The organism is Pseudomonas guariconensis (genome assembly GCF_040822035.1).
GTDB lineage: Bacteria > Pseudomonadota > Gammaproteobacteria > Pseudomonadales > Pseudomonadaceae > Aquipseudomonas > Aquipseudomonas guariconensis.
Window position 1 is genome coordinate 3,952,264 of record NZ_CP162012.1, and the last position, 17,219, is coordinate 3,969,482.

Below are 17,219 nucleotides of genomic sequence, written 5' to 3' on the forward strand. Positions count from 1 at the left end.
CTCCTTGAATCCATGTGATTTCCGGACGACACCTTCTTCAACGAAAGGTCCCAGGCGCCCGGTGCAACAGGGGCCTTGCGGCTATTCGTTGGCGTTGCAGGCTGTCGCAGGTGAACACCTGCGGCCGCTCGATGAGGTAACCCTGGGCATAATCCACGCCGATCTCCTGCAACGCCTGTTCAATCAACGGCGTTTCGACGAATTCGGCAATGGTCCGTTTGCCCATCACATGCCCGATATGATTGATCACCTCGACCATGGCGCGGTTGATCGGATCGTCGAGCATGTCTTTTACGAAACTTCCGTCGATCTTCAGGAAGTCTACAGGCAAATGTTTTAAATACGCGAATGACGACATACCCGCGCAGAAGTCATCCAACGAGAACTTGCAGCCCAGCCCCTTCAACTCGTTGATAAAACGAATCGCACTGCCCAGGTTGGCGATGGCGCTGGTTTCGGTGATCTCGAAACAGACCAGCCGCGGTGGAATCGAATACTCGCCAAACAATGAGCGCAGGTACTCCAGGAACTTGTCGTCGCCAATGCTCGATCCGGATAAGTTGATCGCGCACATGGCCAGCGGCCCTTCCCTGCCTTCGTCCAGGCATTGGCGAATGACCTGGAACACGTTGCGCACCACCCAGCGATCCAGGGCAGTCATCAAGCCGTAGCGTTCGGCGGCCGGAATAAAGGTGCTGGGCAGGATGGTGCGGCCGCTTTCATCGTGCAGGCGCAGCAGGATCTCCAGATGGCCAGGCCCTTCCATAGACGAAAGCGGCGCGATTTCCTGGGCATAGAGGCAGAAGCGATTCTCCTCCAAGGCTACGTGCAGACGCTGGATCCACGCCATTTCGCCAAAGCGCAGGGACAGTTCAGTGTCGTCGGCGTGGTACACCTGGACCCGGTTGCGGCCTTTCTCCTTGGCCATGTAGCAGGCCATGTCGGCCGCACGCAGCGAGGCTTCCAGGGTGCCGGCCGGTTGGGCGATATGCACAAGGCCCACACTCACGGTGGTGACGAACGGCCGGCCTTTCCACACAAAATGTAGGCTCTGCACGGTCTGGCGCAGTTGCTCGGCAATACGCTCGGCCTGTTCGGGCGGGCAGTTCTCCAGCAGCACGCCGAACTCGTCGCCCCCCAGCCGCGCCAAGGTGTCCCCCTCACGCAGGCCAGCCTGCAATACCGCGCAAATGTGGCGCAACAACTCATCGCCAGCGGCATGGCCGCTGGTGTCGTTGACCAGCTTGAACTGGTCCAGGTCCAGGAACATCAGCGAATGCCGCCCGGGCTGGCGTGCCAGGCTGTTGAGGGCCTGCTCGAGGCGATACTCGAACTCGCGGCGGTTGGCCAGGCCCGTCAAAGCGTCGTGAGTCGCCTGCCAGGAAAGGCTGGCGATGTACTGGCGCTCCTGGGTCATGTCATGCAACGCCAGCACCAGGCCACTGACCTGGCCATCGCTGACGATCGGCGAGCCGACTAGGTTGATCGACACCGTGCTGCCATCAAGCCGCTGTATCAGCCGGGCATGCTCGGAGCCACCCTTGAGACTGCCGCTGAGCACCTGCTCGACCAGGGTGCGGTTGTCGTGCTCGGCATGCTCGTCCACCAGGCTGAACAACGCCGCCAGCGGCATGCCCTGGGCCTGGCTGGCCTGCCAGTGGGTGAGCAGCTCGGCGGCCGGGTTCATGTAGACGATGCAGCCTTCGACGTCAGTGGTAATCACCGCATCGCCAATGGACTGCAAGGTGATCTGCGCCCGCTCCCGTTCGGCCTGCAGGGCCTGGGCAAACGCTTGGCGCTGGGCCAGCAGCTTGCTCGAACGACGCCAGGCGATACTGATGAGAAACAGCGCCGTCGCCAGGTTGGTGATCATCAGCATCCTGAGCAACATCCGCGACCCTTCGCCCAGTGCATCGCTGAAGGCCTTGGCCGCCGGGGTCACACCCTCGTTGATGGAGACGATGCGCGCACGCCAGCGGTCCACGTCGCCGGCAGTGACCTCTCCAGTGACAAACCCCTCGCGCATCTCCCGAGCCACGTCATCGAGCAAGCGCAGATAGTTATCGCCGATGTCCCAATAGGCGATGGCGGTTTCCATATAGCTGACGTGGCGAAAATTGCGGTAGAACCAGATGATCCGGGAGGCATCGTCCGGGTGGTTGCCGCCTTGCAGGACACCTTTGCGCGCCGCCTCAATGTCAGGATCGGGTCGGTCCAGCGCCAGACGCAGCTGGTAGTCACCTTTGGGCACGTCGATTGCCTGCAGGTAACGCTGGTAAGAACGTTCGTCACGGGTATCGGCGTACAGGCTCAGGTAGTAGATGGCGTCCTTCTGGGCCTTGGACCACAGGCTTTCGCCTGCCACATAGGCGCGTACGGCAGACAATGCGTAGAGACTCATGCTGCCCAACAGCATCTGGAAAATCACAACGGCGATGAAGGGCCAGATGATGCCCAGCAGCCTTGGCGCTTCGAGAGTCCGATTTCCCTTCATGTAATCCCTGTCACTGAGCAGAAAGGCGCATGTCGACCCAGACAAGCACAGCGTAGGTCATTTGCCAGCGGGACGACGGGGTTTTTGATGGGAATTGAAGTGGATTACCGCGTTACCGGTACTGGCCTGGATCAAGCGTTGCTGGGCAATGGCACCGGCCGTGGCAGTGCTCGCGACGAGGCGCGCTTTCCCGCAGCGCCCCCAGGCACGTTCAGCTCTGCTGCAAATGCCCATACAGCTTGGCGTACAACCCGCCCTCGGCAATCAACTGCTGGTGACCGCCATCCTCGGCCACATGCCCGCCATCGAACACCAGCACCCGGTCTGCCTGTTTCACCGCCGACAGCCGGTGGGCGATGATCAATGTGGTACGGCCATTGAGAAACCGCGCCATGGCCTGATGCAGGTTGTATTCGGTGGCAGCGTCCAGGGCCGAGGTGGCCTCGTCGAGAATCACCACCTTGGGCTCGGCGAGGATCATTCGGGCAATGGCCAGGCGCTGGCGCTGGCCACCGGACAGACGGACGCCGGAGCGCCCCACCACGCTGTCCAGGCCCTGGGGCAGCGCGGCGATGGTGGCATCGAGCTGGGCGATGCGCAGAGCCTGCCAGCAGGCCTCGTCGGTGCAGTCACGGCCCAGCGTCAGGTTGGCGCGCACGCTATCGTTGAACAGCGATGGGTGCTGTAGCACCACCGCGACATTCTCGCGCAGCGCCTCAAGGCCGATCTCCTGAAGGCTCGCCCCACCGAAGCGGATGGTCCCGGCCTGGGCGCTGTACAGGCCCAGCAGCAGCTGTACCAAGGTGCTCTTGCCGCCACCGCTGGCCCCGACGATAGCCACTTTCTCGCCCGGGGCGATGGAAAGATCCAGATGCTCGAGCACAGGCTCGTCGGCATAGGCAAAGCGCAGGTCGCGCACTTCGATGCCGACCGTGTCGCGCCCGGCGAAGGGGTCGACCGCCGCCGGATACTGCGGCTCGTCGGCCCGCGCCAGCAGCTCATTGAGCCGGCTCAGGGCGCCGCCGGCGGCATAGTAGGCGTATTGCAGATTGAGCAGTTGCTCCACCGGCCCGATCATGAACCACAAGTAGCTGAATACAGCCAGCATCTGGCCAATGGACAGGTCGGAGAACAGCACCGTGAGCATGGCCGCGGCGCGGAAGATATCGATACCGAACTGGAACAACAGCCCGCTGGCACGACCGCTGGCGTCGCTCTTCCACTGCGAGGCCACGGCATAGTCGCGCACTTCCCGGGCACGCAGCCCGAGGCGACCGAGAAAATAACCCTGACGGTTGCCGGCGCGGATCTCCTGAATGGCGTCCAGGGTCTCGGCCAAAGCCTGGGTAAAGCGTGCGGTGCTGTCGTTTTCGAGCTTCTTCAGGTGCTTGACCCGCTTGCCCAGTTGCACGGTGAAGTAGATCACCAGTGGGTTGAACAGCAGGATCAACAGTGCCAGCTGCCAGTGCATCCAGATCAGGATGGCGGCCGTACCGGTCAAGGTCAGGACGGCCACCAGGAAGCGGCTCAAGGTCTCGCCGACGAACTTGTCCAGGGTGTCCAGGTCAGTCACCAGATGCGTGGTCACGGTGCCGCTGCCCAGGCTTTCGTATTCCTTGAGGGAGATCCGCTTGAGCCGTTCGATCAGGCGAATGCGCAGGCGGTAGACGATGTCCTTGGCAAGGCCCGCGAACAACTTGGCCTGCAACACGTTGAAGGCCAGTGCAGCCAGGCGCAGGCCAAGGGTCGCGATCAGCATCAGGCCGATGTAGCCGGCCGCCACCTGCCAGTTGTCCGGCAGGAAGCGGTTCATCCACTTGAGCGCCGCATCGCCATGGCCGAGCAACACTTCGTCCACCAGCAATGGCAGCAGCAAAGGGATCGGCACGCTGCACAAAGCCGCGAGCACGGCCACAAGGTTGGCGGACCACAGGGCCTTCTTGTGATGCAACGCCAGGCGGCGGATCTCCGCCCAGCTCAGACGATCGGCCACGGCGGGGGCCTTCCCCGGCACAGGGTCGGATGACCCTGGCAGGTCAAGCACAGGCGGCCTGCTGCAGCCAGCGGCCGAGCAAGGGTTGCAGCCGGTCCAGCGGCTGGTAGCCGTTGGTCAGCAAGGCCAGCTGGCCGTTGCGCTCGGCCAGCAGCGTCGGAAAGCCGGCAATGCCCAGGTCCTGCACCCAACTGAAATCGGCCGCGGTGGCGGCACGGGTATCGGCCCGGGAAAACGCCTCGGCGAAATGACCTCGGTCAAAACCTGCCTGCTCGGCAAGCTCCACCAGTTGCGGAGCGCGGGTAACGTCCACCCCCTGCTCGTAGAACGCCCGCTGAATCAATCCCAGCAGAGGCCAGACCCGCTCGGCGTCCAGCTCGCGCGCTGCCACCAGGGCGCGGCAAGCGGGCTCGGTGTCGTAGACGAAGCCGTCCGGCATGGCACCTTCGAAGCGAAACGCCTGGCCGGTGGCTTCGGCCACCGCCTGCCAATGTTCGAGGATGTAGCGACGGGTCGAGGCATCCAGGGCGCTGCTGCCCGAGCGCAGGCCACCCAGCACTAGGCGCGTCGGCACGCCAGCCTCACGCGCCTGGGCGATCAACGCCTCGGCCACCGGGGCGAAGCCCCAGCACCAGGAACACATCGGGTCCATCACATACAGCAGGCGTGCGGACATGCATCAAGCCTCGGCTTTGTAGTTGTAACCGATCGGGTGGGGCTGGTTGCGCGCCTTGGCCAGTTCGATCTGCTTCTGCCGGTCGATGGCGCTGCGCCGGGTCTTCTCGCTCAGGCTGTCCCAGCAATGCGGGCAGCTCACGCCTGGCGAATAGTGCTCGGACGCACGGTCCTCCACGCTGATCGGGTGGCGGCAGGCATGGCACTGGTCGTATTCGCCCTCGGTCAGGTCATGACGCACCGTGACGCGATTGTCGAAGACGAAGCAGTCGCCATCCCACAGGCTCTGCTCCTGAGGCACTTCCTCGAAGTACTTCAGGATCCCACCCTTAAGATGATAGACCTCCTCGAAGCCTTCACCGAGCATGTAGCTGGAGGCTTTTTCGCAACGGATGCCGCCGGTGCAGAACATCGCAACCTTTTTGTGCTTGCTCGGATCGAAGTTGGCCTTGATGTAGTCGGGAAACTGGCGGAAGGTCTCGGTCTTCGGGTCGATGGCGCCCTTGAACGTGCCGATGGCCACTTCATAGTCGTTGCGGGTGTCGATCAGCAGCACTTCCGGGTCGCTGATCAGGGCGTTCCAGTCCTTGGGCTCGACGTAGGTACCGACCTTGTGGTTCGGGTCCACGCCCGGCACGCCCAGGGTGACGATCTCTTTCTTGAGCTTGACCTTGGTGCGGTAGAACGGCTGCTCGTCGCAGTAGGATTCCTTGTGGTCGATATCGACCAGGCGCGGGTCGTTGCGCAGCCAGGTGAGCAGCCCGTCGATACCTTCACGGGTGCCCGAGACAGTACCGTTGATGCCTTCCAGGGCCAACAGCAAGGTGCCTTTGACGCCGTTGTCGACCATGGTCTGGAGCAGCGGCTCGCGCAGCTCGACGTAGTCTTCCAGAGTGACGAACTTGTACAAGGCCGCCACGACGATAGCTTGGGACATGAAACAACTCTCCAGGTGGTCACCCTCGTAAGGGGCGGACCGGGTTTGACAAAAAGCAGGGGGCCGCTGTAGCGGCCCCCGGATGACGCGGATTGTACCAGAACGACGGAAGGGATTCAGTGCCCCCCGCCGGCACAGACCGGGGAGGCCGGCGCCGCACCGACTTTGGCCCATTCCTCGGATGTATAGGTATGGATCGCCAGGGCGTGGATCTGGCCCATCAGCTCACCCATGGTGGCGTAGACCTTCTGGTGGCGCTTGACGCTATTGAGTCCGGCGAACTGCTCGCTGACGATCACCGCCTTGTAGTGGGTCTCCTGGCCACGGCTATGCATGTGGCTCTCGTTGAGCACCTCAAGGTGCGCCGGGGCCAGGGCGGCCAACTGCTGTTCGATGCGTTGCTGCATGTTCATCGGGGCGTCACTCACTTCTTGGCTGGGGCCTTGCCGGCGTTCGGGTCCAGTTCCTTGGTCATGTCGTCAAGCAGCTTGTTGACCACTGGCACCGCCGGCTCCAGGCTCTGCTGGGTCAGCTGGGCCGACTGCTGGGTCACGCGGGGCATCTCGCGCAGGACCTTCTTGCCCAGCGACGATTCGTAGAATTTGACCAGGTCCTTGAGCTCCTGCTCGGTGAAGGTCTGGGTATACAGGTCGACCATCTTCGGCTTGATCTTCTTCCAGCCGATGGCGTTGTCCAGGGCGGCATTGGCCTTGGCCTGGTAGCTGTCGAGCACGTTTTTCTTGGACTCAGGCGCTTTGGTCTGGGCGAAACGCTGGGCGAACATCTGCTGGACTTGCATGTACACCGGGGTGCCCAGCTTGTCGGCATTGACCAGAGTCAGGAATTTCTCGGCGGCAGCGTTGTGGCTGGCAGTGGCGGCGAGTACCTGGCCGCTGGCGCAAGCCAGGACGACGGCGGCACAGAGGACGCGAAGACGAGTCATTGCATTTCCTTCATGAAAGAAAGGGAGGCGGGTACCTCGGGGAGAGCATTCTGCGCCGTGGCGCCATAGTGCTCAAGTGGCATGACGAGCGACGGAACCGCTCGAGCGAATCAGGGCCTAAACTGCGGTTTCGGACTGACAAAGGAGTGAACGCAGCATGAGCCGTATCGAGACAGACAGCCTGGGCCCGGTCGAAGTTCCAGAGGACGCCTACTGGGGCGCGCAGACCCAGCGTTCGCTGATCAACTTCGCCATCGGCAAGGAGCGCATGCCCCTGGCTGTACTGCACGCCCTGGCGCTGATCAAGAAAGCTGCAGCGCGGGTCAACGACCGCAATGGCGACCTGCCGGCCGACATCGCCCGTCTTATCGAACAGGCCGCCGATGAAGTGCTCCAAGGCGAACATGACGACCAGTTCCCGCTCGTCGTCTGGCAGACCGGCAGCGGCACCCAGAGCAACATGAACGTCAACGAAGTCATCGCCGGGCGCGCCAACGAGCTGGCCGGCAAGGGTCGAGGCGGCAAGGCGCCGGTACACCCCAACGACCACGTCAACCGCTCGCAGAGCTCCAACGACTGCTTCCCCACCGCCATGCACATCGCCGCTGCACAGGCCGTGCACGACAAACTGCTGCCAGCGATCGCCGAACTCTCGGCGGGACTGGCCGAGCTGTCGGCGCGTCACCAGCACCTGGTCAAGACCGGCCGTACCCACATGATGGACGCCACACCCATCACCTTCGGCCAGGAAGTCTCGGCGTTCGTCGCCCAGCTTGACTATGCCCAGCGCGCCATTCGTGCCAGCCTGCCGGCAGTGTGCGAGCTGGCCCAGGGCGGGACTGCGGTCGGTACCGGGCTCAATGCTCCGCACGGCTTCGCCGAAGCCATCGCCGCAGAGCTGGCGGCGCTTTCGGGCCTGCCCTTCGTCACCGCACCGAACAAGTTCGCCGCCCTGGCCGGCCATGAGCCGCTGACCACCCTGGCCGGCGCCCTCAAGACCCTGGCCGTGGCCTTGATGAAAATCGCCAACGACCTGCGCCTGCTCGGCTCCGGCCCACGGGCGGGGCTCGCCGAAGTACGCCTGCCGGCCAACGAACCGGGCAGTTCGATCATGCCCGGCAAGGTCAACCCGACCCAATGCGAGGCCTTGTCGATGCTTGCCTGCCAGGTGCTGGGCAACGACGCGGCGATCGGCTTTGCCGCCAGCCAAGGGCATCTGCAGTTGAACGTGTTCAAGCCGGTGATCATCCACAACCTGCTGCAATCGATCGAGTTGCTGGCCGACGGCTGCCGCAACTTCCAGCAGCACTGCGTGGCCGGGATCGAGCCGGATGCAGAGCAGATGGCGGCGCATCTGGAGCGAGGGCTGATGCTGGTCACCGCGCTCAACCCGCACATCGGTTACGACAAGGCTGCCGAGATCGCCAAGAAGGCCTACAGCGAGGGCAAGACACTGCGTGAGGCGGCGCTTGAGCTCAAGTACCTGACCAACGAGCAGTTCGACCAATGGGTGCGGCCAGAGAACATGCTGGCGCCCGGTGCAAAAGGCTGACCGTCAGTCCATGCAGCCCCGTTTGCGCCAGCTCTTTTACGGGAGCTGGCGCAGCCACGTCTGGTTCACTGAACCTGTGCCAATCGCGCACGCCGCGCACGCCAGCCGGCCATCAATGAAGGTCCCAACGCCACGAGGGCCGACCCCACCACCACCGTCACCGCCCCGACGTATCCCAGGGCGTTGATGTCTTCGGCCTGGACATGATCCGGCCACAGCACGGCCGCCGCGGCCACGGCGAGGAAAGTCACCAAAGGTGTGAGCGCCAAGGTCGCGCTCACTCGCGAGGCCTCCCAATGGGCCAGCGCCTCGGCGAACGCTCCGTACGCCACCAGGGTATTGAGGCAACACGCCAGCAACAGCCAGCCTTGCAGCGGGCTCAACTGCAATGCCTCCAATGGATGCGCCCAGGGCATCAGCAACAGCGCACAGCTCAGGTACATCACCATCATCACCTGCTGTGAATGCCACACCGTGAGCAGTTGCTTCTGGCTCAGGGCATAGAACACCCAGATGCTCGTGGCCAGCAGAATGGTCAACACGCCGGTGGTATAAACGCCCAACGAGGTCAGCAGCTCTTCGAGCCGCTGGTTGAAGAACAGCCCGAATCCAGCCAGCAGCACCAACAACCCAAGCCCCTGTCCAAGGCTGAAGCGCTCCTTGAAGACGAACACGCTGGCCACCAGCAACAACACCGGGCCAATCTGCACCACCAATTGTGCGGTGCCAGGGCTGAGCAGGTTGAGCCCGATCAGGTACAGCACGTAATTGCCCATCAGGCCGAACACCGCCACGGCGATCAGGCCTGCGCCCTTGCGTCCAAGCTTGCCGACAGCCGGCAAGCGCCGATTGACCGCCAGCCAGGCGAACAGCAGGCAGCCAGAAACCGTGAGGCGATACCAGGTGACGGTGATCGGGTCCATCACCTGCAGGACTTGCTTGAGCTTGATCGGCAGAATGCCCCAGAGAAACGCGGTCAGCAGTGCCAGGAACAGGCCGTAGCCCCAGCGTCCGGAAGAAATGTGCATAGCGTCCTCGAATCAGGCCCTGCGGGTGGGGGTACTGGAAATTCTAAGGGCTTGGAGTACAGGGCTGGGGAAAAGTCGCGGGAAAAGAATTCATCGGGTCATTCCTTGCGGGCATGCCAGGATTTCCCCTGTCGCCTACGCTGGCCTTTTCGCCGGCAAACCCGCTGCCACAAGTGCACCGCTAGTCTGTGGAAGCGGGTTCGCTCGCCAAAATAGGTGACAGCCAAGCACTTACTTGCGGGATTTATGAAATGCCGCTTCCAGCGCCTCGTTGATGGTCTTGAGCACCTTCACCCGTGCCCAACGCTTGTCGTTGGCCTCGACCAAGGTCCAGGGCGCGATCTCGGTACTGGTGCGGTCGACCATGTCCCCCACCGCCTCTACGTATAGGTCCCACTTGTCGCGGTTGCGCCAATCGTCCTCGGTGATCTTGTAGCGCTTGAACGGGATCTGCTCGCGTTCCTCGAAGCGCTCCAGCTGCGTTTGCTGGTCGATCGCCAGCCAGAACTTCACCACCACGACGCCCGCGTTGGTCAGTTGCTCCTCGAAATCGTTGATCTCGCCATAGGCACGCATCCAGTCGGCCGGGGTGCAAAAGCCCTCCACCCGCTCCACCAGCACCCGGCCATACCAAGAACGGTCGAAGATGGTGAACTTGCCTCGCGCCGGAATATGCCGCCAGAAACGCCACAGGTAAGGCTGGGCCCGCTCCTCCTCGGTGGGCGCGGCGACCGGTACGATGCGGTACTGACGGGGGTCGAGCGCCGCGGCCACCCGGCGGATAGCGCCGCCCTTGCCTGCCGCGTCATTGCCTTCGAACACCGCCACCAATGCATGGCGGCGCATCTGCTTGTTGCGCAGCAGCCCTGCAAGGCGGGCTTGTTCGGTGACCAGTTGCTCTTGGTAATCGTGTTTGTCCAGGCGCCGGCTCAGGTCCAACGCGCCGAGCAGGCTCTTCTGGTCGATGCTGCGCCCCAATGGCGCCACGTTGCCTTTGTGCTTGCTACTCGGATCGTTGGCCAGCGCCGCTTGCAGGCTCTCCAGGAGAATGCGCCCCACCGCCAGGCTGCGGTAGTACGGATCGACCCCCTCGATCACATGCCAGGGCGCGTAGTCGCGGCTGGTGCGACGCAACACACGCTCGCCGAAACGCACGAAGCGGTCATAGGTTTGCGATTGCTGCCAGTCCAGCGGGCTAATGCGCCAGCTGTGCAAAGGGTCGTCCTTGAGCGCCTTAAGACGCGCCTTCATCTGTTTCTTGGACAGATGGAACCAGAACTTGATGATCAGCGCGCCCTCGTCGCAAAGCATCTGCTCCAGACGCTCGGCCCCGGTGATGGCCTGGTCGAGCACCGCATCCTTGAACAGACCATGGACCCGTCCCTGCAGCATCTGGCTGTACCAGTTGCCGAAGAACACACCCATGCGCCCTTTGGGCGGCAACGCCCGCCAGTAGCGCCAGGCCGGCGGACGGGCCAGTTCCTCATCGGTCTGCTGGTCGAAGGTGCGTACCTCGATCAGACGCGGGTCCATCCACTCGTTAAGCAGTTTGACCGTCTCGCCCTTGCCGGCGCCCTCGATGCCGTTGATCAACACGATCACCGGAAAGCGCGCCTGCTGCTTGAGTTCGTACTGGGCTTCGAGCAGCGCCTCGCGCAGGGCGGGTACTTCGGCCTCGAAAGCCTCCTTGTCGATGCTGTGACCAATTTCGGCGGATTCGAACATGAGTTGCCTTGGCTCCTTCAATGGATAACCAAGACTAGCGGATTGTGCGCCAGGCTTCAGGTCCAATCGCTGGCCACGTTCGGTTCTGTTCGGTTGGCGCAGCGACAGGTGCGTAAATGGCTTAAAATCGTCCTCCCGCGACATGCTGAGCCAACCATGCCTGACACCTTCTTACAGCACGCCCAGATCGACTGGGACGACCAGGGCCGCCCTCACTCGCGGCAGTACGACGACATCTACTTTTCCAAGAACGAAGGCATCGAGGAAACCCAGCATGTCTTCCTCGAACAGAACCGCCTGCGTGAACGCTGCACCGCCCTGACGCCCCAGGACTGCCTGGTGATCGGCGAGACCGGCTTCGGCACGGGCATGAATTTCTACTGTGCCTGGCAGTTGTTCGCCGAACACGCCCCGCGGGGTGCGCGCCTGCATTTTGTCAGCGTCGAAAAGTACCCGCTCACCCGCGAAGACCTCGCCCGCGCGGTACAGCTGTGGCCGCAACTCGAACCTTACTGGCAGCCGCTGCTGGCACAGTACGTGGCGGTGCATGGCGGCTTCCAGCAGTTCAGCTTCGACCATGGGCGGGTGACCCTGACCCTGATGGTGGGCGATGCCCTGGCGCAATTGCCTACGCTCGATGCGCAGGTCGATGTGTGGTTCCTCGACGGCTTCGCCCCGGCGAAGAACCCCGACATGTGGACGCCGGAGCTGTTCGCGCAACTGGCCCGGCTGTCCCGGCCCGGCACCACACTGGGCACCTTCACTACCACCGGCTGGGTGCGTCGTGGCCTGATCGCTGCAGGCTTTGCCATGCGCAAGGTGCCGGGTATCGGTAAAAAATGGGAGGTCATGCACGGCCAGTTCCAGGGCTGGCCCGCTGAGCAACCCGCCCCAGCCGAACCCGAACCTTGGTATGCCCGCCCTGCCCCTGTGCAAGGCCCGCGGCATGCCGTGGTCATCGGTGCCGGCCTTGCCGGTAGCGCCACGGCTGCCAGCCTCGCGGCCCGTGGCTGGCAGGTCAGCGTGCTGGAGCGCCACGACGCCCCGGCCCAGGAAGCCTCGGGCAACCCCCAGGGCGTGCTCTACCTGAAACTCTCGGCCCACGGCACGACGCTGTCGCAGATGATCCTCTCGGGCTTCGGCTACACCCGCCGTTGGCTGCAACAGCTGCAACGCGGACAGGACTGGGACGACTGCGGTGTGCTGCAATTGGCCTTCGACGACAAGGAAGCACAGCGCCAGGCCAAGCTGGCCGAGGCCTTCGACAGCACATTGCTGCACGTGCTCGATCAGGCCCAGGCCGAGTCGGTCGCAGGTGTGGCACTGCCTGCCGGTGGGTTGTTCTATCCCGAAGGCGGCTGGGTGCATCCGCCAGCGCTGTGCCAGGCGCAGCTGCAACATCCGCACATCGAGTTGCTGACCCACCAGGAGGTAATCGAACTGCGCAAAGTCGATGGCCGTTGGCAAGCGTGGGACGGTGAGCGCCTGCTGGCGAGCGCGCCAGTGGTGGTGCTCGCCGGTGCCGCCGAGATCCGCCGCTTCGAGGCCTGCGCCGAGCTGCCGCTCAAGCGCATCCGCGGGCAGATCACCCGCCTGCCAGCCACCGAGGCCAGCCGCGCCTTGCGCACCGTGGTGTGTGCCGAAGGCTACGTCGCGCCGCCGCGTGGCGATGAGCACACCTTGGGCGCAAGCTTCGACTTCCATAACGACGACTTAGCACCGACTGTCGCCGAACACCAGGGCAACTTGTCCCTGCTCGATGAAATCTCCACGGACCTGGCCGAGCGGCTCAATACCAGCGTGCTGGACCCCGCCCGGTTGCGAGGCCGAGCGGCGTTCCGCTGCACAAGTCCAGACTACCTGCCGATCGTAGGGCCCGTGGCGGATGCGCAAGCGTTCACCGACGCCTATGCGGTGCTCGCTAAAGACGCTCGACAAGTCCCGGACACGCCCTGTCCTTGGCTCGACGGGTTGTACGTGAACAGCGGCCATGGTTCGCGAGGGTTGATCACCGCGCCCTTGAGCGGCGAGCTGGTCGCAGCCTGGGTGTGCGGTGAACCGCTGCCGCTGCCGCGCACGGTGGCGCAGGCGTGTCATCCGAACCGGTTTGCGTTGCGTCGGTTGATTCGCGGCAAATAGATAGGCCGGGTTCACCGGCAACGGGGCCGCTCAACCTATATAACGGATTGATCTAAAACTCTCACAACCCCCATGGGTCAGTTCCTTATGTGCCCCATTTCGGGGCGCATATTCCCCAACGGCAAAACCGGTAAGGACCTATGTGCGGATTAGCAGGAGAGTTACGTTTCACCCCCATCGACCAAGCCCCTCGCCCGGCGGACCTCGCCGCGGTAGAGCGCATCACCCATCACCTGGCGCCTCGCGGCCCCGACGCCTGGGGCTTCCACAGCCAGGGCCCGATCGCCCTCGGCCACCGGCGTCTGAAAATCATGGACCTGTCCGACGCCTCGGCTCAGCCCATGGTCGACAACACTTTGGGCCTGTCGATGGTCTTCAATGGCGCCATCTACAACTATCCCGAACTGCGCGAAGAGCTCAAAGCCCTGGGCTACCGCTTCTTCTCCGACGGCGACACCGAAGTGTTGCTCAAGGGCTATCACGCCTGGGGCGCAGCCTTGCTGCCCAAGCTCAACGGCATGTTCGCCCTGGCCATCTGGGAACGCGACGCCCAGCGCCTATTCCTGGCCCGCGACCGTCTCGGCGTCAAACCGTTGTACCTGTCGCGCAACGGTGAGCGTCTGCGCTTCGCCTCCACACTCCCGGCGCTGCTCAAGGGCGGCGATATCGATCCGGTGATCGACCCGGTGGCGCTCAACCACTATCTGAATTTCCACGCCGTAGTGCCCGCGCCTCGTACCCTGCTGGCCAACGTGCAGAAGCTCGAACCCGGGACCTGGATGCGCATCGACCGCCACGGCGAGGTGCAGCGTGAGACTTGGTGGCAGTTGCACTACGGTCCGCGTCCGGATGAACAGCACCTGGACCTGGAAGACTGGACCACACGCGTGCTCGACGCCACCCGCGACGCCGTAGCCATCCGCCAACGGGCGGCGGTGGACGTCGGCGTGCTGCTCTCCGGCGGCGTCGATTCCAGCCTGTTGGTCGGCCTGCTGCGCGAAGTAGGGGTGGACGATCTGTCGACCTTCTCCATCGGTTTCGAAGATGCCGGCGGCGAGCGCGGGGACGAGTTCCAGTATTCGGACCTGATCGCCCGCCACTATGGCACGCGCCACCATCAATTGCGTATCGACGAGCGCGAGATCCTCGAACAGCTGCCGGCGGCGTTCCGCGCCATGAGCGAGCCGATGGTCAGCCATGACTGCATCGCCTTCTACCTGCTCTCGCGGGAAGTGGCCAAGCACTGCAAGGGGGTGCAGAGCGGCCAAGGCGCCGACGAATTGTTCGCCGGCTACCATTGGTACCCGCAGGTGGACGGCGCCGACGATGCGTATGAGGCCTATCGCACCGCGTTCTTCGACCGCGACCATGCCGAGTATCGCGACACGGTCCAGGCCCCGTGGCTGCTGGAAAGCGACGCGGCCGGCGAGTTCGTTCGCGAACACTTCGCCCGCCCTGGCGCCAGCGAGGCTGTGGACAAGGCCCTGCGCCTGGACAGCACCGTGATGCTGGTCGACGACCCGGTCAAACGCGTCGACAACATGACCATGGCCTGGGGCCTGGAAGCCCGCACACCGTTTCTCGATTACCGACTGGCGGAACTGTCGGCGCGCATCCCGGCCCGATTCAAACTGCCCGACGGTGGCAAACACGTGCTCAAGGCCGCGGCGAGACGGGTAATCCCACATGAGGTGATCGACCGCAAGAAGGGCTACTTCCCGGTGCCGGGTCTGAAGCACCTGCAAGGCGCCACGCTGGACTGGGTTCGTGAACTGCTGACCGACCCAAGCCAAGACCGAGGTCTGTTCAAACCGGCCATGCTCGATCGCCTGCTGAGCAATCCTCAGGGTCAACTGACGCCGCTGCGAGGCTCCAAGCTTTGGCAGTTGGCCGCCCTGAACCTCTGGCTCAGCGAACAAGGAATCTGACCGATGAAAGCGCAAACAGCCTATGGCCAGCGCCTGCTCCGCGGACAAGCCCCCTCCTACGAGCGCCTGCAGGCGCAATTGGCCGGTGACGGCAGCGAACCCCACGGCCAACCCCGTGCGGTACATTGCGGCTGGGGCCGGCTGCTGATCGGCCACACCTACCCGGACCCGGCCGTGCTCGCCGAGGCATTGCTCGACGAGCGCCCCGGCGAGCGAGACATCGCTCTGTATGTGGCCGCTCCCCAACAAGTGCTGGCCCAGGCCCCGCAACAGTTGTTCCTCGATCCTTCGGACACCCTGCGCCTGTGGTTCACCGACTACCGCCCTGCGCAACGCGTGTTCCGCGGATTTCGCATCCGCCGGGCCCAGGCCGACGCTGACTGGCATGCCATCAACGCCCTTTACCAAGGACGCGGCATGCTGCCGGTCAACCCAGAGCTGCTCACCCCCCATCACCTGGGCGGGCCGGTGTACTGGCTGGCCGAGGACGAGGACACGGGCGCTGTGATCGGCAGCGTCATGGGGCTGAACCACAGCAAGGCCTTCGATGACCCTGAACACGGCAGCAGCCTGTGGTGCCTGGCCGTCGACCCGCAATGCACCCGCCCAGGCGTAGGCGAAGTCCTGGTGCGTCATTTGGTCGAGCACTTCATGAGCCGCGGCCTGGCCTACCTGGACCTGTCGGTGTTGCACGACAACCGCCAAGCCAAGCGCCTGTACAAGAAGCTGGGCTTTCGCAACCTCCCGACCTTTGCAGTCAAGCGCAAGAACGGCATCAACCAGCCACTGTTCCTCGGCCCTGGCCCAGAGGCTTCGCTCAACCCCTACGCCCGTCTGATCGTCGACGAGGCCTACCGGCGCGGCATTGACGTGCAAGTCGACGACGCCAGCGCAGGCCTGTTCACCCTGAGCCTGGGCGGGCGCCGTGTCCGTTGCCGCGAATCCTTGAGCGATCTGACCAGTGCCGTGAGCATGACCTTGTGCCAGGACAAACGTCTCACCCAGCACGTTCTGGACGCCGCCGGTCTGCGCGTGCCGGTTCAACAGTTGGCCGGTAATGCCGATGACAACCTGGCTTTTCTCGAAGAGCACGGCGCGGTGGTGGTCAAGCCGGTGGATGGCGAACAAGGCCAAGGTGTCGCAGTCAACCTGGGCACTCTGGAGGAGATCAACCAGGCCGTCGAGCAGGCTCAACGCTTCGACAGCCGGGTACTGCTCGAAAGCTATCACCCTGGTCTGGACCTGCGCATCGTGGTGATCGGCTTCGAAGTGGTGGCGGCAGCGATCCGTCACCCGGCCCAGGTGATTGGAGACGGCAAACACAGCATTCAGGCCTTGATCGAAGCCCAAAGCAGACGGCGCCAGGCTGCCACCGGAGGCGAAAGCCGTATCCCGCTCGATGAGGAGACCGAACGCACCTTGCGTGCGTCGGGCCTGGACTACGACAGCGTGTTGCCGGCTGGACAACGCCTTGCCGTGCGCCGCACCGCCAACCTGCACACCGGCGGCACGCTCGAAGACGTCACCGAGCGCCTGCATCCGGTGCTGGCAGACGCCGCCGTGCGCGCCGCGCGCGCCCTGGACATTCCTGTGGTGGGCCTGGACCTGATGGTGCGCGATGCCGAGCAGCCGGACTACGTGATCATCGAAGCCAACGAGCGGGTGGGCCTGGCCAACCACGAACCGCAACCGACCGCCGAGCGCTTCGTCGACCTGCTCTTTCCCCACAGCCAAGCACCGACATGAAACCGTGCACAAGGTAAACCGGCTCCCATTGGGCTCGGCGCAGCTCTGTGGGAGCGGGC

General features: G+C 63.8%; 12 protein-coding genes. 4 read left to right on the forward strand and 8 right to left on the reverse strand.

Going from position 1 to position 17,219, the window contains the following annotated elements; all coding sequences use genetic code 11:
• Positions 1 to 37: 37 nt before the first annotated feature.
• From AB1N67_RS18320 to AB1N67_RS18345, 6 genes are all read right to left on the reverse strand, one after another.
• Entirely contained in the window at positions 38 to 2,494 is a 2,457-nt protein-coding gene (locus AB1N67_RS18320; protein ID WP_043206599.1) for an EAL domain-containing protein, read from the reverse strand.
• A gap of 211 nt (positions 2,495 to 2,705) precedes the next feature.
• On the reverse strand, positions 2,706 to 4,538 hold the full coding sequence (locus AB1N67_RS18325; protein ID WP_043206600.1) for an ABC transporter ATP-binding protein: 1,833 nt from the start codon (positions 4,536 to 4,538) through the stop codon (positions 2,706 to 2,708).
• Positions 4,531 to 5,163, reverse strand: a complete 633-nt coding sequence (locus AB1N67_RS18330) for a DsbA family protein (protein ID WP_102082352.1) — start codon at positions 5,161 to 5,163, stop codon at positions 4,531 to 4,533. Before AB1N67_RS18330 ends, AB1N67_RS18325 begins: the two co-directional genes overlap by 8 nt.
• A 3-nt stretch (positions 5,164 to 5,166) precedes the next feature.
• The gene (locus AB1N67_RS18335) at positions 5,167 to 6,099 is read right to left on the reverse strand and encodes a rhodanese-related sulfurtransferase (RefSeq protein ID WP_043206602.1); all 933 of its coding nucleotides are present in this window, start codon (positions 6,097 to 6,099) and stop codon (positions 5,167 to 5,169) included.
• A gap of 116 nt (positions 6,100 to 6,215) precedes the next feature.
• Positions 6,216 to 6,512 (reverse strand): BolA family transcriptional regulator, encoded by a 297-nt coding sequence (locus AB1N67_RS18340; RefSeq protein ID WP_043206603.1) that lies wholly within the window; start codon positions 6,510 to 6,512, stop codon positions 6,216 to 6,218.
• 11 nt (positions 6,513 to 6,523) lie between these two features.
• Positions 6,524 to 7,042, reverse strand: a complete 519-nt coding sequence (locus tag AB1N67_RS18345) for a DUF2059 domain-containing protein (protein WP_043206604.1) — start codon at positions 7,040 to 7,042, stop codon at positions 6,524 to 6,526.
• Positions 7,043 to 7,199: 157 nt separating this feature from the next.
• On the opposite strand from AB1N67_RS18345, the gene AB1N67_RS18350 reads away from it, so the two are divergent.
• Positions 7,200 to 8,594, forward strand: a complete 1,395-nt coding sequence (locus AB1N67_RS18350) for a class II fumarate hydratase (RefSeq protein ID WP_070573107.1) — start codon at positions 7,200 to 7,202, stop codon at positions 8,592 to 8,594.
• A gap of 65 nt (positions 8,595 to 8,659) precedes the next feature.
• On the opposite strand, the gene AB1N67_RS18355 is transcribed toward AB1N67_RS18350, so the two are convergent.
• A complete protein-coding gene (locus tag AB1N67_RS18355) occupies positions 8,660 to 9,622 on the reverse strand; it encodes a DMT family transporter (protein WP_102082351.1) in 963 nt (320 codons plus the stop codon).
• Between the two features lie 231 nt (positions 9,623 to 9,853).
• Positions 9,854 to 11,347 carry a polyphosphate:AMP phosphotransferase gene (gene pap / locus AB1N67_RS18360; RefSeq protein ID WP_043206607.1) on the reverse strand — a complete coding sequence of 498 codons (1,494 nt, stop codon included), beginning with the start codon at positions 11,345 to 11,347 and terminating at the stop codon, positions 9,854 to 9,856.
• A 156-nt stretch (positions 11,348 to 11,503) separates the two neighbouring features.
• Here pap and mnmC point away from each other — a divergent pair, with 156 nt between their 5' ends.
• From mnmC to ngg, 3 genes are all read left to right on the forward strand, one after another.
• Positions 11,504 to 13,486: a bifunctional tRNA (5-methylaminomethyl-2-thiouridine)(34)-methyltransferase MnmD/FAD-dependent 5-carboxymethylaminomethyl-2-thiouridine(34) oxidoreductase MnmC gene (gene mnmC / locus AB1N67_RS18365; protein ID WP_102082350.1), complete on the forward strand. Its 1,983-nt coding sequence runs from the start codon at positions 11,504 to 11,506 to the stop codon at positions 13,484 to 13,486.
• 140 nt (positions 13,487 to 13,626) lie between these two features.
• Positions 13,627 to 15,414, forward strand: coding sequence for an N-acetylglutaminylglutamine amidotransferase (locus AB1N67_RS18370; RefSeq protein ID WP_102082658.1), 1,788 nt, complete (start codon positions 13,627 to 13,629; stop codon positions 15,412 to 15,414).
• Between the two features lie 3 nt (positions 15,415 to 15,417).
• On the forward strand, positions 15,418 to 17,160 hold the full coding sequence (gene ngg / locus AB1N67_RS18375) for an N-acetylglutaminylglutamine synthetase (protein ID WP_043206610.1): 1,743 nt from the start codon (positions 15,418 to 15,420) through the stop codon (positions 17,158 to 17,160).
• Positions 17,161 to 17,219 lie beyond the last annotated feature (59 nt).